13 protein-coding genes are annotated in these 17223 nt (G+C 64.5%); 9 read left to right on the top strand and 4 right to left on the bottom strand.

Annotated features, from left to right (window positions below; genetic code table 11):
• Positions 1–246 precede the first annotated feature (246 nt).
• The 8 genes from ACXJJ9_RS01045 to coaE all read left to right on the top strand — a co-directional run bounded on the left by ACXJJ9_RS01045 (position 247) and on the right by coaE (position 10241).
• Entirely contained in the window at positions 247–1725 is a 1479-nt protein-coding gene (locus ACXJJ9_RS01045; RefSeq protein ID WP_457095441.1) for a sigma-54-dependent transcriptional regulator, read from the top strand.
• A gap of 139 nt (positions 1726–1864) precedes the next feature.
• Positions 1865–2758 (top strand): TfpX/TfpZ family type IV pilin accessory protein, encoded by an 894-nt coding sequence (gene tfpZ / locus ACXJJ9_RS01040; RefSeq protein ID WP_457095440.1) that lies wholly within the window; start codon positions 1865–1867, stop codon positions 2756–2758.
• Positions 2759–2917: 159 nt separating this feature from the next.
• The gene (locus tag ACXJJ9_RS01035; protein WP_457095439.1) at positions 2918–3331 is read left to right on the top strand and encodes a pilin; all 414 of its coding nucleotides are present in this window, start codon (positions 2918–2920) and stop codon (positions 3329–3331) included.
• A 166-nt stretch (positions 3332–3497) separates the two neighbouring features.
• Entirely contained in the window at positions 3498–5390 is a 1893-nt protein-coding gene (locus ACXJJ9_RS01030) for a hypothetical protein (RefSeq protein WP_457095438.1), read from the top strand.
• Positions 5391–5612: 222 nt separating this feature from the next.
• Complete coding sequence (gene pilB, locus ACXJJ9_RS01025) at positions 5613–7331, top strand: type IV-A pilus assembly ATPase PilB (RefSeq protein ID WP_457095437.1); 1719 nt, start codon at positions 5613–5615, stop codon at positions 7329–7331.
• Between the two features lie 3 nt (positions 7332–7334).
• Entirely contained in the window at positions 7335–8591 is a 1257-nt protein-coding gene (locus tag ACXJJ9_RS01020; RefSeq protein WP_457095436.1) for a type II secretion system F family protein, read from the top strand.
• A 23-nt stretch (positions 8592–8614) separates the two neighbouring features.
• Entirely contained in the window at positions 8615–9478 is an 864-nt protein-coding gene (locus tag ACXJJ9_RS01015) for a prepilin peptidase (RefSeq protein WP_457095435.1), read from the top strand.
• 139 nt (positions 9479–9617) lie between these two features.
• On the top strand, positions 9618–10241 hold the full coding sequence (coaE, locus tag ACXJJ9_RS01010) for a dephospho-CoA kinase (protein WP_457095434.1): 624 nt from the start codon (positions 9618–9620) through the stop codon (positions 10239–10241).
• Positions 10242–10313: 72 nt separating this feature from the next.
• Here coaE and ACXJJ9_RS01005 read toward each other — a convergent pair whose 3' ends face one another.
• The 3 genes from ACXJJ9_RS01005 to ACXJJ9_RS00995 all read right to left on the bottom strand — a co-directional run bounded on the left by ACXJJ9_RS01005 (position 10314) and on the right by ACXJJ9_RS00995 (position 15261).
• Positions 10314–11312 carry a Nudix family hydrolase gene (locus ACXJJ9_RS01005; protein WP_457095433.1) on the bottom strand — a complete coding sequence of 333 codons (999 nt, stop codon included), beginning with the start codon at positions 11310–11312 and terminating at the stop codon, positions 10314–10316.
• A gap of 51 nt (positions 11313–11363) precedes the next feature.
• A complete protein-coding gene (secA, locus tag ACXJJ9_RS01000) occupies positions 11364–14093 on the bottom strand; it encodes a preprotein translocase subunit SecA (RefSeq protein WP_457095432.1) in 2730 nt (909 codons plus the stop codon).
• A 250-nt stretch (positions 14094–14343) separates the two neighbouring features.
• Positions 14344–15261, bottom strand: a complete 918-nt coding sequence (locus ACXJJ9_RS00995) for a peptidoglycan DD-metalloendopeptidase family protein (protein WP_457095431.1) — start codon at positions 15259–15261, stop codon at positions 14344–14346.
• A 22-nt stretch (positions 15262–15283) separates the two neighbouring features.
• Here ACXJJ9_RS00995 and ACXJJ9_RS00990 point away from each other — a divergent pair, with 22 nt between their 5' ends.
• Positions 15284–15736: a DUF721 domain-containing protein gene (locus tag ACXJJ9_RS00990; RefSeq protein WP_310050823.1), complete on the top strand. Its 453-nt coding sequence runs from the start codon at positions 15284–15286 to the stop codon at positions 15734–15736.
• 315 nt (positions 15737–16051) lie between these two features.
• On the opposite strand, the gene lpxC is transcribed toward ACXJJ9_RS00990, so the two are convergent.
• Positions 16052–16963, bottom strand: a complete 912-nt coding sequence (gene lpxC / locus ACXJJ9_RS00985) for a UDP-3-O-acyl-N-acetylglucosamine deacetylase (protein ID WP_457095430.1) — start codon at positions 16961–16963, stop codon at positions 16052–16054.
• Positions 16964–17223 lie beyond the last annotated feature (260 nt).

Genomic DNA, 17223 nt, shown 5'->3' with positions numbered 1-17223 from the left:
CCATGTCGCGCGCGAGGGCACGAAACCCCGGGCATCGCCCGTCACGGCCGTGGACCTCGCGCACCAACGCTCCTGGCCTCAGTGCCATGTCCGCTTGCCTGAACGCCGTTCACCGGCGCACGCCCCCGGAAAGCGCCGCAGCGCACAGTTCCTGCCCCAACGGTTCAGGTGTCCGCCATTCCCCCCTACCCGCGCTTGGCCTCAGCGGCGCCATTCCGCTATCGTGTCGCCGGCGCGGAGGAGCGGATGACTGAAACACGCAGTGCATTGATAGTCGACGACGAGCGCGATATCCGCGAACTGCTCGTCATGACCCTGGGCCGCATGGGCCTGCGATGCGATACCGCCGCTACCCTGGCCGATGCGCGAGCCCAGCTCGCCGCGAATTCCTATGACCTGTGCCTGACCGACATGCGCCTGCCGGACGGTTCGGGCATGGAGCTGGTCGCCGAGATCAGCCACAAGTGCCCCAATACCCCGGTCGCCATGATCACCGCCTTCGGCAACGTCGAAGCCGCGGTGGAAGCGCTCAGGGCCGGCGCCTTCGACTTCGTCGCCAAGCCGGTCGACCTGTCGGTGCTGCGCGACCTCGTGCGCCACGCCCTGGACCTGCGCGAGAAGCGCCGCACCATCGCCGCGGCCGACCCGGTCGCCGCCCGTTTCTTCGGCGACTCCCCGGCCATCGCGACCCTGCGCCAGACCATCGCCAAGGTCGCGCGCAGCCAGGCCCCGGTCTACATCGCCGGCGAGTCCGGCGTCGGCAAGGAACTGACCGCGCGCACCATCCACGACCAGGGCCCCCGCGCCAACGGCCCCTTCGTGCCGGTGAACTGCGGCGCGATTCCCGCCGAACTGATGGAAAGCGAGTTCTTCGGCCACAAGAAGGGCAGCTTCACCGGTGCCCACGCCGACAAGCCCGGCCTGTTCCAGGCGGCCGACGGCGGCACGCTGTTCCTGGATGAGGTCGCCGAGCTGCCGCTGGCGATGCAGGTCAAGCTGCTGCGCGCGATCCAGGAAAAGTCGATCCGCCCGGTCGGCGCCAATGCCGAAGTCAATGTCGACGTCCGCATCCTCTCGGCGACGCACAAGAACCTGGCCGCCCTGACCGAGGATGGCCGCTTCCGCCACGACCTCTACTACCGCATCAATGTCATCGAGCTGCGCGTCCCGCCGCTGCGCGAGCGCCTCGAAGACCTGCCCGGCCTGGCCCAGCGCGTCCTGAACCGCCTCGCCGGCGCACAGGGCCGTCCCGTCCCCACGCTTTCCGCGGCCGCCCTCGACGCGCTGCGTGCGCACCCGTTCCCCGGCAACGTCCGCGAGCTCGAAAACGTCCTCGAGCGCGCGCTGGCCATGGCCGACGATGACCGCATCGAAGCCTCCGACCTGCGCCTGCCGCAGCCGCAGAGCACCGTCGCGGCCGCCATCGCCGCCGGCCATTCGCCCGTATTCGGCGCCCCGCCCGGCGCGCTGGCCGCGCGCGCGCCCAGCGCGCCCCCGCCGACCGACCCCCGCGCCACCGGCACCCACGCCGCCTTCGACCCCCGCCAACTCAGTTCGCGGGAAACTGCCAGCAGCCGCCTGCCCGAATACATCGAGCAGATGGAGCGCCAGGCGATCGAGCAGGCGTTGCAGGAAAACCGCTTCAACAAGACGCGGACGGCAGCGGCGCTGGGGATCACGTTCCGGGCGCTGCGCTACAAGCTGAAGAAGCTTGGGATCGACTGATACGCTCGCAGCGCATCGCCGCTGTTCCAACTGCATCACACGAAGGGCCGCCACAAGTTGCGGCCCTTTGTTTATTTTATTGCCGCCCACCCAGACCCGCGGTGGGCCGTCCACTCACCTTGACCGACATACGACCGCCATGACCCGTTGGAAAGCTTCCGCCATCCATCTCACCCTGAGCGTCCTCGTCCTTTGCACCATCGCCGCCGTGCTGGTCTGGCGCTGGTATCCGCCCGGCCTGTTCCATATGGCCAATGCCGACAAGCTGCTGCTGATCATCGCCGGCGTCGATGTGGTGATGGGCCCGTTGCTGACCCTGATCGTCTACAAGCAGGGCAAGAAGCGCCTGAAGTTCGACCTGACCATGATCGCGCTGCTGCAACTCGGCGCGATGGGCTACGGCCTGCACACCGTGTGGCAGTCGCGGCCGGTCTACATGGTTGCGGTCATCGATCGCTTCACCCTCGTGTTTGCAAACGAACTCGAGCCCGAGGACCTGAGGGCCGCTGAAGACCGTTTTCGAACATTGCCTTGGCTGAATGTTGAAACGGTCGCCGCCGTGCTGCCGACGGACCCTACGGAGAACCACGGCTTTCTTGTTCGTTCCTCGCAGACCGGCAAGGACATCGATCTGTTGCCGAAGTACTACACGCCCTACGCTGCGGTCGCCCGGGGAATGCTGGGCCATTCGGCGCCGGCACGGGAATTCGCCGCCCAGCTCTCGGGCGAGGAGGCCAAGGCTTTTTCCAGCGCCCTCCAAAGCACCGGCCTGGATCCCGCCCGGGTTCGGGTCGCCCCGATCAGCTCCAGCCGGGGCGACGCCAGCATGCTGCTGGATGCCCGTGATGGCCGTCCGCTCAAGCCTGTCGATGTCGATCCGTGGCCCGTTCTCAGTGCGTTAAAGCGCGCCAAGCCCAAGCAAATAAGCTTAATAGGGGAGGCGGCGTGGAAACGTGACCATACAGGGCGCTTATTGACCCTCAATGACAGGTCGATTTGTTCGAGCTGCGTGAAATTCGCCAAAAGGACGTGACCACTGGCGCAGTTTGATAACCGAATCACCGCTGAATGCTCTTGGCACGCGCCATGCGTATACATTCATGGCACGTGCAGCGTTGCACGGCTGCCCATCGGACCGGAACGCTGGCGATGCGGCACGTGATAGTCGAAAACCACTCCTAGGGGATACACCATGAAGAAGCAGCAGGGCTTTACGCTGATCGAACTGATGATCGTGATCGCGATCATCGCCATCCTGGCCGCCATCGCACTCCCGGCGTACCAGGACTACACCACCCGCAGCAAAGTCTCCGAGGTCATCATCATGACTGCCCCGGCCAAGCTGGCTGTGGCCGAAACCGCCTCGTCGGTCGGCGGGCTGTCGTTGGTCACCGCCGCCAACAGCGGTTATTCGTTCCCGGGCGCCACCAGCTACGTGTCGGGCATCACCATCACCTCCGCGACTGGCCTCGTCACCGCGACCTCGACCGTGCCGAACGCCACCGGCACCATCATCCTGACCCCGACCGACGTCGGTTCCGGCCAGCTCACCTGGGTCTGCTCCTCGGCGATTGCCGACAAGTACCTGCCGGCCAACTGCCGCTAAGTCTTGCGCTTCGAAAAAACCCCGGCTGCGGCCGGGGTTTTTTTTGCCTGCCATTGCAGATTTCAACAAGTACACGCTGCAACGGCGCCACTGCCCGGATAACCTTTCGGCAGCTCAGATTCGCAAAATATTCTTAGTAGAAGGGCTCCAGTCCATGGTATCCCGCTTGATCCTGCTGATCGCGCTGCTCTCAACCGCGGCCCTGTACTGGAGCGGCCTGGGCGGGCCATTCATCTTTGACGACCGCTGGAACCTGGAGCCCGTGCGGCTGTGGCTGGCTGGCGATGCCTCCCTGCCGGAAGTGCTGTTCCCGTATCCATCGGTCGTGTTCTCCCGGCCCGTATCGATGGGCAGTTTCGCCCTCAGCGCCTGGCTGACCGGCGACACCAGCTTTTCCTTCAAACTCGGAAACCTGATCGTCCACCTGGCCTGCGGCGTGATGGGCTACGTCGTGCTACGCCGGGTGTTGGCGCTGGACTCCCGGCTGACCAACCGCGCGCCCCTGCTGGCGGCCCTGGTCGCAGCCCTCTGGCTGTTGCACCCGCTGCACGTCAGCACGGTGCTGTATGCGGTGCAGAGAATGGCGCAGCTCGCCACCCTGTTCACCCTGCTCGCGATCTGGGTGTACCTGCTGGCCCGGCAGCAACTCGACGCCGGGCGCACCCGCATCGCATGCCTGAACCTTTTCGTATCGTTCCCGCTGCTGGTGGCCCTGGGTGTGCTGGCCAAACAGAACGCCGCCGCCGCCCCGCTGCTGTGCCTGGTGCTGGAACTGGCCCGCGGCACGCGACCGCCGCACGTCCGTAATGCGCTTGGCGCGTTCTTCGGCATTTTCGTGGCCCTGCCGGCGTTGGCCACGGCGGCATTGCTTGCATTGGCGCCGCAGAAGCTGCTGGCAGGCTACGCCGAGTGGGATTTCACGTTGTGGCAACGTCTGCTGACCCAACCGCGCGCCCTGGTCGACTACATCGGCATGCTGCTGCTCCCGCGCGGGCCACAGATGGGGCTGTACACCGACGACTTCCCGATCTCGACCGGACTACTGTCACCACCCTCCACCTTGCTGGCCATCGGACTGCTGCTGGCGATCAGCGTCATTGCGATTGGCCTGCGCAGGCGCGCACCGGCGGTATTCGCCGGCTGGTTCTTCTATCTCGCCGCGCATGGCGTGGAATCGGGCTTCCTGCCATTGGAGATGTATTACGAGCATCGCAATTACCTACCCGGCTTTGGCCTACTACTGGCGGTGGCCGGGTTATTGGCGCTGGTGCCGGACTTCCGGACCAACTTGCTCACCCCGCGCAAACTTGGACTGTTGGCCGCGGGCGGTCTTGCCGTGATGCTGGCGGTGGCCACGCTGGGCCGCGTGCTGGTGTGGCAGGACTTCGGCACCATCGCGCAACTGGGCGTAAAGACTCACCCGGACTCGTTGCGCGCCCGGTTCGATGTTTCGCGATGGGCTCTGCAGAACCAGAATTACCCTGCCGCGGTCGAGCAGATGCGTTACCTGATCGCCAGCGACAACCCGCGCCACCGGCAGTTGGGCCAACTCAGTCTGGTCGTCATCAATTGCATGCGGGGCGACAACACCGGCAGCAGGGACCTGTTGCGACAGGCTGCGGCGGCCAACCTGCCTCGGCTGACGACCTTCGAGACACAGGCATTCATGCGATTCGCCGGCTATCTGGACAAAGGCGATTGCGGCGACATCTCGATGAGGGAGATCGCGACAGCCCTGTCGCAGATACTCGATTCGGCCGAGGCGCAACCAGACTCCGCCAACCCCGTGTGGTTCGCCCGATTCGCTCTCGCCCAGATCCTGGCGCGCGACGGCCAGGCACAGCGAGCCAGGGATCAGCTGGCGAAAGCCTGGGAGGGCGGACGGGATAAGAAGGTCGGAGTGTTTTATGCCCGAATGCTGCTCCTCAGGGGGGAGACAGTCGCGGCCGCGCATGTAATAGGCGAACTCGACGGGCTGATCCGGAATTACGACAAGCAGGGAAATGCCCAACTGGCCGATCTGAAACGACTGTTGGGCGAAGCTACGCCTGACAGGTGACCCCTAAGGCGGCCGCCTGTGTCTCCTGACCGGGGCGGGCACGGTAGCGCTGGACAACTGGAATAGGGCCCCGACCGTGATTCCGGTCCGCAGTAGGCTTCCCGTTGTGGATGAACGGGATGCCCCGCTCATGGGATGCGAACTCAGTCCGGTCCCTGCGGTCTGGAACTGCTATAAAGTCGGACTTGGGGACTAGCAGTAACGCAATATTGGGGGCCTTGTATGAGCGCGGTAACTGCCAACCTGGTGGGCATCACTGGCATTGCCCGGCGCTTGGTCGTGGATGGGGCGCTCGAGGAGCAGGCTGCCCGCACTGCAATGGCCGAGGCGACCCGGGAACGCAAGCCGCTGGCGCTGTTCCTCACCGAGAAGCGCCTGGTCACCATGGCGCAGCTGGCTGCTGCAAACTCCCATGAGTTCGGAGTGCCGTTGTTCGATGTCGTGGCGCTTGACCCCAATCAGTCCGCGATCAAGCTGATCGACGAGGAACTGATCCGTAAGCACAGTGTGCTGCCGCTATTCAAGCGCGGCAACCGCCTCTTCATCGGCATCGCGGATCCGACCAACACCCAAGCCCTGGACGAGATCAAGTTCCAGAGCAACATGGCGGTGGAAGCCATCCTGGTCGATGCCGACAAGATCCACCGCACCATCGAGCAATGGCTGGCCACAGCTGATTCCTTTGCCGAGACCATGGGCGATGGCGAGGACCTCGACAAGCTCGATGTCAGCGGCGGCGAGGAGGAGATCGGCGATACCGGCGTGGACGCCAAGGGCGACGACACGCCGGTCGTCAAGTTCATCAACAAGGTGCTGGTCGACGCGATCCGTCGCGGCGCCTCCGACATCCATTTCGAGCCCTACGAGACCGAGTACCGGGTGCGCCTGCGCATCGACGGCCTGCTCAAACAGGTCGCCAAGGTGCCGGTAAAACTGTCCCCGCGCATCTCCGCGCGCCTGAAGGTCATGGCGCAACTGGACATCGCCGAAAAGCGCGTGCCGCAGGACGGTCGCATCAAGCTCAATCTCAGCAAGACCAAACAGATCGACTTCCGCGTCAGTACGCTCCCGACCCTGTTCGGCGAGAAGATCGTGCTGCGTATCCTCGACGCCAGCGCCGCCAAGTTGGGCGTCGACAAGCTGGGCTACGAGGAAGATCAGAAGAAACTTTTCGTCGACGCCGTAATGAAACCTTACGGCATGGTGCTGGTCACCGGCCCCACCGGCTCGGGCAAGACCGTGTCGCTGTACACCGCGCTGAACATCCTCAACGACGAGCAGCGCAACATTTCGACGGTTGAGGACCCGGTCGAAATTCGCGTGCCGGGCATCAACCAGGTGCAGATGAACGTCAAGCGCGGTATGACTTTCGCCGCCGCGTTGCGCAGCTTCCTGCGCCAGGACCCGGACGTGATCATGGTCGGCGAAATCCGTGACCTGGAAACGGCGGAGATCGCCGTCAAGGCCGCGCAGACCGGCCACATGGTGCTGTCGACACTGCATACCAATGACGCGCCGCAGACAATCGCGCGCATGATGAACATGGGCGTGGCACCGTTCAACATCACGTCGTCGGTCACGCTGGTCATTGCACAACGCCTGGCGCGTCGCCTGCACGACTGCAAGCGGGAAGTGCAGCTACCGGAACATGCTCTGCTGGCCGAGGGTTTCACCCACGATGAAATCGCCTCAGGACTGAAAATCTACGACGCCGTGGGCTGCCCCGACTGCACCGAAGGCTACAAAGGCCGTACCGGCATCTATCAGGTCATGCCGATGTCGGAGGAAATCCAGGCGATCGTTCTCGAAGGCGGCAGCGCCATGAAAATCGCTGAAGCCGCGCAGAACGCGGGCATCCGCGACCTGCGCGCCTCCGCGCTGTGGAAAGTCAAGAACGGCGTCACCAGTCTTGCCGAAATCAACCGAGTCACCAAGGACTAAGCCATGTCCGCATCCCGCTCTGCCACCAATGCCGCCGCTGCCCGCCGCCTGGACACCATGCAGACGTTCGTCTGGGAGGGAACAGACAAGCGCGGTATCACGATGAAGGGCGAACAGCCCGCCAAGACTGCCAATATCGTTCGCGCCGAATTGCGCAAACAAGGCATCACCCCCAAGGTCGTCAAGGTCAAGGGTAAACCGCTGTTTGGTGGTGCCGGCAAGACGATCGCGCCGGGTGACATAGCAGTGTTCAGCCGGCAGATCGCGACCATGATCAAGTCGGGCGTCCCGATCGTACAGGCGCTAGAGATCATTGCCGACGGCCAGAAGAATCCAAAAATGAGGAATCTGGTCAACTCGATACGTTCAGACATCGCGGGCGGCACCTCGTTCCACGAGGCGCTCGGCAAACATCCAGTCCAGTTCGACGAACTCTTCCGCAACCTGGTCAAGTCCGGTGAAGCCGCTGGCGTCCTTGAAACCGTGCTCGACACCATCGCGACCTATAAGGAAAACATCGAAGGCCTGAAGAAGAAGATCAAGAAGGCGCTGTTCTATCCTGCGATGGTGGTTGCAGTGGCACTCATCGTCAGTGCGATCCTGCTGATCTTCGTTGTTCCCACCTTCGAGGACGTTTTCAAACAATTCGGCGCCGACCTGCCAGCCCCCACCCAGTTCGTGGTCAACCTGAGCCGCTTCGCGGTGAGCTGGTGGTGGTTGATAGCTCTGGTAATTACCGGTGCGATCGTCGCCTTGATCGCAGCCAAGAAACGTTCGGTCGCGTTCTCCCAGCTCATCGACCGGACCATGCTCAAGCTTCCGGTCCTGGGACAGATCCTCCACAATTCTGCGATCGCGCGCTTTGCGCGTACGCTGGGCGTCACCTTTAGGGCCGGTGTTCCGCTGGTAGAGGCCCTCGAATCCGTGGCCGGCGCAACCGGCAGCGTTGTCTATGAGAAGGCTGTACTCCGCATTCGTGACGACGTCTCGGTGGGCTATCAGCTCAACCTGGCAATGAAACAGGTCAACCTGTTCCCGAACATGGTCATCCAGATGGCCGCGATCGGCGAAGAAGCCGGTGCGTTGGACACGATGCTGTTCAAGGTGGCCGAGTTCTACGAGACTGAGGTCAACAATTCTGTCGATGCGCTATCCAGCCTCATCGAACCGTTCATCATGATCTTCCTCGGAGTCGTGGTCGGCGGCATGGTGATCGCCATGTACCTGCCGATCTTCAAGCTCGGCGCCGTCGTCGGCTGATACTCAGACAGGCTCCCTGATAGATGGCATTCCTGGACCAGAACCCCGCCATCGGCTATCCGCTGGTGGCGGGCTTCGGGCTGCTCGTGGGCAGCTTTCTCAATGTGGTGATCCTGCGCCTGCCCAAGCGGCTGGAGTGGGAATGGAAACGCGAAGCGCGCGAAGTGCTGGAGGAGCCGGAGGTCTATGACCCGCCGCCCCCGGGCATCGTGGTCGAGCCTTCGCACTGCCCGCACTGCAAGCACCAACTGAGCTGGTACGAAAACATCCCGCTCTTCAGCTGGCTGGTGTTGCGCGGCAAATGCCGCCACTGCAAGGCACCGATCTCTGCGCAGTATCCGCTGGTCGAACTGCTGACAATGCTGCTGTTCGTGGCGGCGGTGTGGCGATTCGGCTTTGGCTGGCAGGGCTTCGGGGCGATCGTGTTCACCGGCTTCCTGATTGCGATGTCGGGGATCGACCTGCGCACGCAACTGCTGCCCGACAGCCTGACGTTGCCGCTGATGTGGCTGGGCCTGATCGCAGCCTCCGACAATCTGTACATGCCGGTGAAACCGGCGCTGCTCGGCGCGGTCGCGGGTTACATCAGCCTGTGGTCGGTGTGGTGGTTGTTCAAACAGCTCACCGGCAAGGAGGGCATGGGGCACGGCGACTTCAAGCTGCTGGCGGCGATCGGCGCGTGGACCGGATTGAAAGGCATATTGCCGACGATCCTGCTGTCCTCGCTGGTGGGCGCGGTGATTGGTTCGATCTGGCTGGCCATGAAGGGGCGCGATCGCTCCGTGCCGATTCCGTTCGGCCCCTACCTGGCGATTGCCGGCTGGATCGTGTTCTTCTGGGGACAGAAGATGATCGACGCCTATCTGCGCATTTCCGGGTTGGGTTAGTAGCCAGCTCTTCGGCGGAGGCTTGGTCGACGGCACCGCCCCTGCCCTGCCCGCACACCGAGGCATGGTGTTTACGGATCGGCATCAGGCCTGCAAAGCGACGCGCGCAAAGCCCGCGTCGTTCGGCGAGAATCCCGGCATGAGCGATTGCATCATCGGCGTTACCGGCGGTGTCGCCTCCGGCAAGAGTGAGGTCACGCGGCGCTTCGAGGCGCTGGGCGTCCTCGTCGCCGACGCGGATGTCGCGGCACGCACGGCGGTCGCGCCGGGTTCCCCGGGATTGGCAGCGATAGTGACTGCGTTTGGCCCGTCCGTGCTCACGGCGGATGGCGGCCTGGACCGTGCCGGCATGCGCCAGCGCGTATTCGGCGACGAAGCCGCGCGCAGGCACCTGGAGTCGATCATCCATCCCCTGGTGCGCGCGCAACTGCAACACCAATGCACGACCGCGCCGGGCCCCTACGCCATCGCCGCGATCCCGCTCCTCGCGGAAGGCGGTGGTCGCGCAGCTTATCCGTGGCTGCAACGCATCCTGGTTGTCGACGTCGAGGCGGAGATCCAGCGCGCCCGGCTGATGCAGCGCGACGGCATCGATGCAACGCTGGCGGAACGCATGATCAATGCACAGGCCTCGCGCGCCCAGCGCCTGGCAATCGCAGACGACGTGATCGTCAACGCCGGCGGATTGGAGCTGCTGGACGAGCAGGTGGCCGCGCTCGACCGCCGATACCGGGCGCTGGCTTTGCAGGCTGCACCCGCCTGAGCGGCCGCGCCAGGGTATGCCGCGAATCCGATGCCTTGCCGACCGCCATTGCGGAGTGAGGCCGACGATCGATCAGTCCGGCCACAGCCCGCGAATCGCCGCGATGCCTTGGGCGCCGTGGTGCCTCGCCTCGCCGATATCGTCCGGTACCAGTCCACCGATTGCATAGATCGGCAACGACACGGCTTCGCGCAATCCGGCGAAACCTTCCCAGCCCAGTGGTGCGATTCCCGGATGGCTCGCGGTCGGCCTGATCGCCCCGACCACGGCGAAGTCGCAACCGATGGCCTGTGCGGCGAGCAGTTCATCGAGCGTGTGGCACGAAGCCGCGACCATGCCTCCATCGGGAAGCGGCCGCTTCGTGAGGCCAGTCAATTGCGATGCGCGCAGATGCAGTCCCACACCCAGTGATTGCGCGAGCTCGATATCCGCATTGACCAGCACCTGCGCTCCGACTTCCCGGCAGCGCGCGACGGCTTGCGCGACGAGCGATCGCCAGCGCAGTGGCTCGCATTCGGGCGCGCGCAATTGCACCCGGCGGATGCCGTTTGCCAGCGCGCGCTCCAGCGCATCCAGCCACAGGTTGTCGTCGCTGCCCGGTTCGGGTGTGACGAGATAGCGATCCGGCTGGGTCAGCGCCGCCACCACCGGGATATCGGCGGGCGGCATCGGGTAGTCGGCCAGCTTGTGCGGCGGCACCCAGGCCAGCGCCTGGCCCTCGAGGCCGCGCACGGTGCCACGCCACGCCTGCACGCCGTACACATCCAGGCACAGGCGCTTATGCGGATAGGCTTGCGGCACGCGGATCAGGGGCGCGCCGATTTCGATCTCGATGCCGAGCTCCTCGCGCAGCTCGCGCGCCAGAGCGGTTTCGGCGCTTTCATCGACCTCATGCTTGCCGCCGGGAAATTCCCACAGGCCGGCGAGATCACGGCCTTCGGTACGACGGGCGAGGAGGATGCGTCCGCGGTGGTCGCGGATCACCCCAGCGACGACTTCGACGGGTTTCGTCCCCTCCCCCGCTTGCGGGGGAGGGTTGGGGAGGGGGTATGGCGACGAGGTTGATGGCAAACCACTTACCCCCATCCCGACCTTCCCCCGCAAGCGGGGGAAGGAGCTGAATCAGGCCAGCTGGCCGTGGCAGTGCTTGTATTTCTTGCCGCTGCCGCACGGGCACGGATCGTTGCGGCCGACATTGGCGAACGCGGCGTTCGCCTTGGCGGCCTGGACCTGCGCGGCTTCCTCGTCGGCACCGAAGCCGCCCATGTCCGGATGCTGGAACTGCATCTGCCGCGCCTGCGCCTCGGCCGCTGCACGTTCCTGCGCTTCCATCGCGGCGATTTCCTCTTCGCTGCGGATGCGCACGCGCGCCAGCAGCGTGACCACCTCGCGCTTCACCTTCTCCAGCATGTCGCTGAAGAGCTCGAACGCTTCCTTCTTGTATTCCTGCTTCGGCTGCTTCTGCGCGTAGCCGCGCAGGTGGATGCCCTGGCGCAGGTAATCCATGCGTGCCAGGTGCTCCTTCCAGTTCTGGTCGAGCACGTTGAGCATGATGTGCTTTTCGAGCATGCGCATGGTTTCCGGACCGAGCTGCTGCTCGCGATCCGAGAAATGCGCGGCGACGGCTTCCTGCACGCGCGCGGTGATCGTCTCCGCGTCGATTTCCTTCGCGTCCTGCACCATCTGCACGACGGGTACCTGCAGGCCGAATTCCTGCTCGATCGTCGACTGCAGGCCCGGCAGGTCCCATTGCTCATCCACGGATTCGGCGGGCACATGGCGCTGGACGATCTCGGCCACCACGTCTTCGCGGATGCCCTCGATGTTCTCCTGGACGCTCTCGGCTTCGAGCAGCTCGTCGCGCTGGCCGTAGATGACCTTGCGCTGGTCGTTGTTGACGTCGTCGAAATCGAGCAGGTTCTTGCGGATGTCGAAGTTGTGCGCTTCCACCTTGCGCTGCGCGCCGGCGATCTGCTTGGTGACGAGGCCGCTTTCGATGACGTCGTCTTCCTTCAGGCCCATGCGCGCCATCGCCTTCTGCACCCAGTCGGCCGCGAAGATGCGCATCAGGTTGTCTTCGAGCGACAGGTAGAAGCGCGAGGAGCCCGGATCGCCCTGGCGGCCGGAACGGCCACGCAGCTGGTTGTCGATGCGGCGCGACTCGTGGCGCTCGGTGCCGACGATGTGCAGGCCGCCGGCCTGCTTGACCGCCTCGTGGCGCGCCGACCATTCGGACTTCATGCGCTGCTTGGTTACTTCATCGACTTCACCGCCGTTGGCGGTTTCAAGCGCGGCAAGCTCGGCCTCGAGCGAACCGCCCAGCACGATGTCGGTACCGCGACCGGCCATGTTGGTGGCGATGGTGACCGCACCCGGACGGCCCGCCTGCGCGACGATGTGCGCTTCGCGCTCGTGCTGCTTTGCGTTGAGCACTTCGTGCGGGATGCCGGCTTCCTTGAGCTGGTCGCTGAGCATTTCCGACACTTCGATCGAGGTCGTGCCCACCAGCACCGGCTGGTTGCGCTTGTTCGCCTCGCGGATCTCGTTGAGCACCGCGCGGTACTTGCCGTTGCGGTTGAGGAACACCGCATCCGAATGGTCCTTGCGCACCATCGGGCGGTGGGTCGGGATCACGATGACTTCCAGGCCATAGATGCTCTGGAACTCGTAGGCTTCCGTGTCCGCCGTACCGGTCATGCCGGACAGCTTCTTGTACATGCGGAACAGGTTCTGGAAGGTGATGCTGGCAAGCGTCTGGTTCTCGCGCTGCACCGGCACGCCTTCCTTCGCTTCCACGGCCTGGTGCAGGCCGTCGGACCAGCGGCGGCCGGCGAGCGTGCGACCGGTGAATTCGTCGACGATGATCACTTCGCCGTCGCGCACGATGTAATCCACGTCGCGCTGGTAGATGGCATGCGCGCGCAGCGCGGCGTTGAGGTGGTGCACGACGCTCAGGTTCTGCGCGCCGTACAGGCTGTCTTCGTCGCCCTGCAGGATGCCGGCTTTGCGCAGCAGTTCTTCGGCATGTTCCTGGCCGGCTTCGGACAGATGGACCTGCTTGCCTTTCTCGTCGACCCAGTAATCACCCTCGCCTTCTTCGGTTTCCTGCTTGGTCAGCGAAGGAACGATGCGGTTGACCTTGATGTACAGCTCCGGCGATTCGTCCGCCGGACCCGAGATGATCAGCGGCGTGCGCGCCTCGTCGATCAGGATCGAGTCGACTTCGTCGACGATCGCGTAATGCAGGCCGCGCTGGAAGCGGTCTTCCTTCGACAGCGCCATGTTGTCGCGCAGGTAGTCGAAGCCGAATTCGTTGTTGGTGCCGTAGGTGATGTCTGCTGCGTAGGCGGCATGCTTGTCCGAGTGCGGCATGTTGGGGTACACGACGCCGACGCTCAGGCCCAGCCAGTTGTAGAGCTTGCCCATCCAGGCCGCGTCGCGACGGGCCAGGTAGTCGTTCACGGTGATGACGTGGACGCCCTTGCCTTCCAACGCATTGAGGTAGGTCGGCAACGTGGCGACGAGCGTCTTGCCCTCGCCGGTGCGCATTTCGGAGATCTTGCCCAGGTGCAGGACCATGCCGCCGATCAGCTGCACGTCGTAGTGGCGCATGCCGAGCACGCGCTGGGCGGCTTCGCGGCAGACGGCGAAAGCTTCGGGCAGGACCTTGTCGAGCGACTCGCCTGACTGGATGCGCTGCTGGAACTCGGGCGTCTTGGCCTTCAGCTCGTCATCGGACAGCTTCTGCATCTCCGCCTCGAGGGCGTTGATCTTGTTGACCGAGCGTTGCAACTGGCGGAGCAGGCGTTCGTTGCGGCTACCGAAGACGCGGGTAAGCAGGCTGTTGAGCATGGTTGGGCCGGGAGGACTCGTTAAAAGCGGAATTCTGGGTCGGGTTTCGGTGCGGCATGCGCCGTTCGATCCCGGAAAAGGAAAAAGGGCGCCGGGCGCCCTTTTCTGGCACGTCAATTGTAGCTGGTGGCGACCCCGGACGCTTGCAAGGGTACGGCCGTCACCAATTTGAACCGGCGCACGCGGGCTCGGAAGGCCCCAAAGAAAAACGGCGCACCCTGGGGCGCGCCGTTCGAGAAATGGTTGGGCTTCAGCCGTTGACCAGCGGCGAATGCTGGCTCAGGAAATTCCGCGGATTGACCGCCTGCCCGTTCTTCCAAACTTCCAGATGCACGTGGGCGCCGGTCGAACGCCCGGTGGAACCGGCCTTGGCGATTTCCTGGCCGGCGCGAATCAGTTCGCCGACGTGGTGTTCCAGGCGCGAGTTGTGCGCGTAACGGGTGACGTAGCCGTTGCCGTGGTCGATCTCGATCACGTTGCCATAACCCGAGCGCACGCCGGCAAAGCTGACGACGCCATCGGCCACGGCCAGCACCGGATCGCCGACGTCGGCTTCGAAATCGATGCCCTTGTGGAACTGGCTGCCGCCGACGATCGGATCGACGCGGCGGCCGAAGCCCGAGGTGATGTAGCTGTCGGCGATCGGTTCGCGCGACGGCACGGAGTTCATGTCGAGCTGGCGGTTGAACAGCATCGATTCCAGCACCGACAGCTGCTCGCCCGACTGGACGAACTGGCGGCTGAGGGTATCGAGTCCTTCGTGCAGTTCCGGCCGGGAAATGTCGCGGACCGGACCGGTACCACCGACGCCGACCGGCTTGTCGAAGTTGAATTCACCGTCCTGCAGCTGGCCGATGCGCGTCAGGCGCTCGCCCAGGGCGTTGAGACGGTTGGCTTCGGCCTGCAGTTCGCCAAGGCGGGCAGCCAGGGCATTGATCTCGCGCTGCGATTCGCGGCGCGACGCGGCCAACTGCGCCTGCTGGTTGCCCACCTGCATGCGCAAACCGGCCGTACCGAGCAGGCCGGAGGCGCCGCCGGCAATGAAGCCCACTCCCAGCAACGCGCAGACCGCCACAGCCGGTCGGCGAGCGCCGAGGCTGCTGATCGAATCAACGAGTCGAGCAAGGGGCTTCTTGCGGAATCTGTTTACGATAAGTGGATGGGTCATCTGATCCGATTCGGTTCTTGACGTGTCCAAATCTCCAACCTCGCGTCGTCCCTCCACCCCGCAGGCCGCGCTCGAAGCGCTGCTTGCGGAACCGGCTGGTGACCCGATCCGTAGAGCCCTCTGGCTCGACGGGTTGGACCGTCAGTTGCGTCCCCTCCTGCCACCGACGCTGGCCCCGCATGCGCGGCTGGCCAACTTCGAGCGCGGCAGGCTCGTTTTTGTCGTCGATGCTCCGGTGTGGCGGGCCAAACTGCGGCTCGCTGCTCCTGAGCTTCTCGACGCAGCCCGATCCCTCGGACTTGAAGCGACCGAACTCGTGGTCAAGACGACCTTGAGTCCGTCGGCCGGTGCGGTCCCGCCACCCCTGGCGAGTGCCAAAACACGACCGATGTCGAAGACGGCGCACGATGCCCTGCAAGCCGCCCTGGCGTCCCTTCAACAGCCCGACCCTTCGGGCTCCGATGACGCCGATTGACCGGTTCTTTACCCAAACTGCGTTGTAGTGCTGCCTGGGCCAATCATTCGGTCGGGCGCATCCTATCGGCCCACCCCCCTGATTTTGTTAAGAATCAGGAAGCGAGTTGGCAGAAAAACGTTAAGGTTCGGTTAGTCGGGCCGCCAAGGTTCATCTCTGTGACCAAGGTCGCGCTAGGGGGAATCCCCGGATGGGGCATCGCCGCGGCGAGCGCCGCTGGGACGGATTCAGAAGGGTGGCCAGGGAGCCGGTTGCTGCATTGCGCCACGGCTCTGGCGAGGGTCCGCCCGCCCAGCCCTTTCGAAACGGGGCCGATCAGACGATCTGCGGGGAGCCGTAGACCACAGGCGCCGGCTGGCTTTCGTCGGCGAAGGTCACTTCTTCCCAAGCCGAACGCTCGGCCAGCAGGGCGCGGACCAGCTTGTTATTGAGGGCGTGGCCCGACTTGTAGCCCTCGAAGGCACCGATGATCGGGCGGCCGGCCAGGTACAGGTCGCCCACCGCATCGAGGATCTTGTGGCGGACGAACTCGTCCGCGTAGCGCAGCCCGTCGTCGTTGAGGACGCGGAATTCGTCGAGGACGATCGCGTTGTCCATCGACCCGCCCAGGCCGAGGTTGCGTTCGCGCATGTACTCGAGGTCGCGCATGAAGCCGAAGGTGCGGGCGCGGCTGACTTCCTTTACATAGGAGGCCGTGGAGAACTCGACTTCGGCACGCGACTGCGCGGCCGGGATGGCCGGATGGTCGAAGACCACGGTGAAACCGATGCGGAAGCCGTCGTGCGGTTCGAAGCGGGCGATCTTGTCGCCGTCGCGCACTTCCACCGGACGCTTCACGCGGATGAAGCGCTTGGGCGCTTCCTGCTCGCGGATGCCTGCCGATTGCAGGAGGAACACGAAGGGGCCGGCCGAGCCATCCATGATCGGCACTTCCGGAGCGGACAGCTCGATATAGCAGTTGTCGATGCCCAGGCCGGCGAGCGCCGAGAGCAGGTGCTCGACCGTCATCACCTTGCCGGCACCGCTACTCAGGCCGGTGCACAGCACGGTCTCGGTGACGAGGTCGGCACGCGCGGGCACCTCGACGACGGGGTCGAGGTCGATGCGGCGGAATACGATGCCGGCATCCACCGGGGCCGGACGCAGGGTGAGGAAAACTTTCTCACCGCTGTGCAGGCCCACGCCGGTGGCGCGGATCACATTCTTGAGGGTGCGCTGGCGAAGCATCGGTCTGTGTCAGCCCTTGGATCGGGGGATCGGGACTTTAGTTCTTGTCGGACGTTCCCGAGCGCGCAGGGCGCCCTGAAAACGGGCCGGGAAGGTTAACACGCAGCTGGCTGAACCTTAACGGAAAAGACATATCACAAAACCCGCTTTGCGGGAGCGTCGTCACGTTTCCCGTCGGCCCGGACCGGGGGTCAGCGACGGAAAAAGCCGGCCGGCAGATGCCGACCGGCGCAAGATCTCCGGGCGCAGGCGGCCCGAAG

It is taken from the genome of Lysobacter sp. P5_B9 (assembly GCF_054049835.1).
The sequence above is the reverse complement of the archived record's forward strand: the minus strand, read 5'-3'. Positions and strand labels throughout refer to the sequence as shown.

Bases quoted from the DNA above. Each gene is read 5' to 3' on its own strand.
- ACXJJ9_RS01015 (WP_457095435.1), top strand. From the start codon at position 8,615: ATGGCATTCCTGGACCAGAACCCCGCCATCGGCTATCCGCTGGTGGCG.
- lpxC (WP_457095430.1), bottom strand. From the start codon at position 16,963: ATGCTTCGCCAGCGCACCCTCAAGAATGTGATCCGCGCCACCGGCGTG.
- coaE (WP_457095434.1), top strand. From the start codon at position 9,618: ATGAGCGATTGCATCATCGGCGTTACCGGCGGTGTCGCCTCCGGCAAG.
- ACXJJ9_RS00995 (WP_457095431.1), bottom strand. From the start codon at position 15,261: ATGACCCATCCACTTATCGTAAACAGATTCCGCAAGAAGCCCCTTGCT.
- pilB (WP_457095437.1), top strand. From the start codon at position 5,613: ATGAGCGCGGTAACTGCCAACCTGGTGGGCATCACTGGCATTGCCCGG.
- ACXJJ9_RS01045 (WP_457095441.1), top strand. From the start codon at position 247: ATGACTGAAACACGCAGTGCATTGATAGTCGACGACGAGCGCGATATC.
- ACXJJ9_RS01035 (WP_457095439.1), top strand. From the start codon at position 2,918: ATGAAGAAGCAGCAGGGCTTTACGCTGATCGAACTGATGATCGTGATC.
- secA (WP_457095432.1), bottom strand. From the start codon at position 14,093: ATGCTCAACAGCCTGCTTACCCGCGTCTTCGGTAGCCGCAACGAACGC.
- ACXJJ9_RS01020 (WP_457095436.1), top strand. From the start codon at position 7,335: ATGTCCGCATCCCGCTCTGCCACCAATGCCGCCGCTGCCCGCCGCCTG.
- tfpZ (WP_457095440.1), top strand. From the start codon at position 1,865: ATGACCCGTTGGAAAGCTTCCGCCATCCATCTCACCCTGAGCGTCCTC.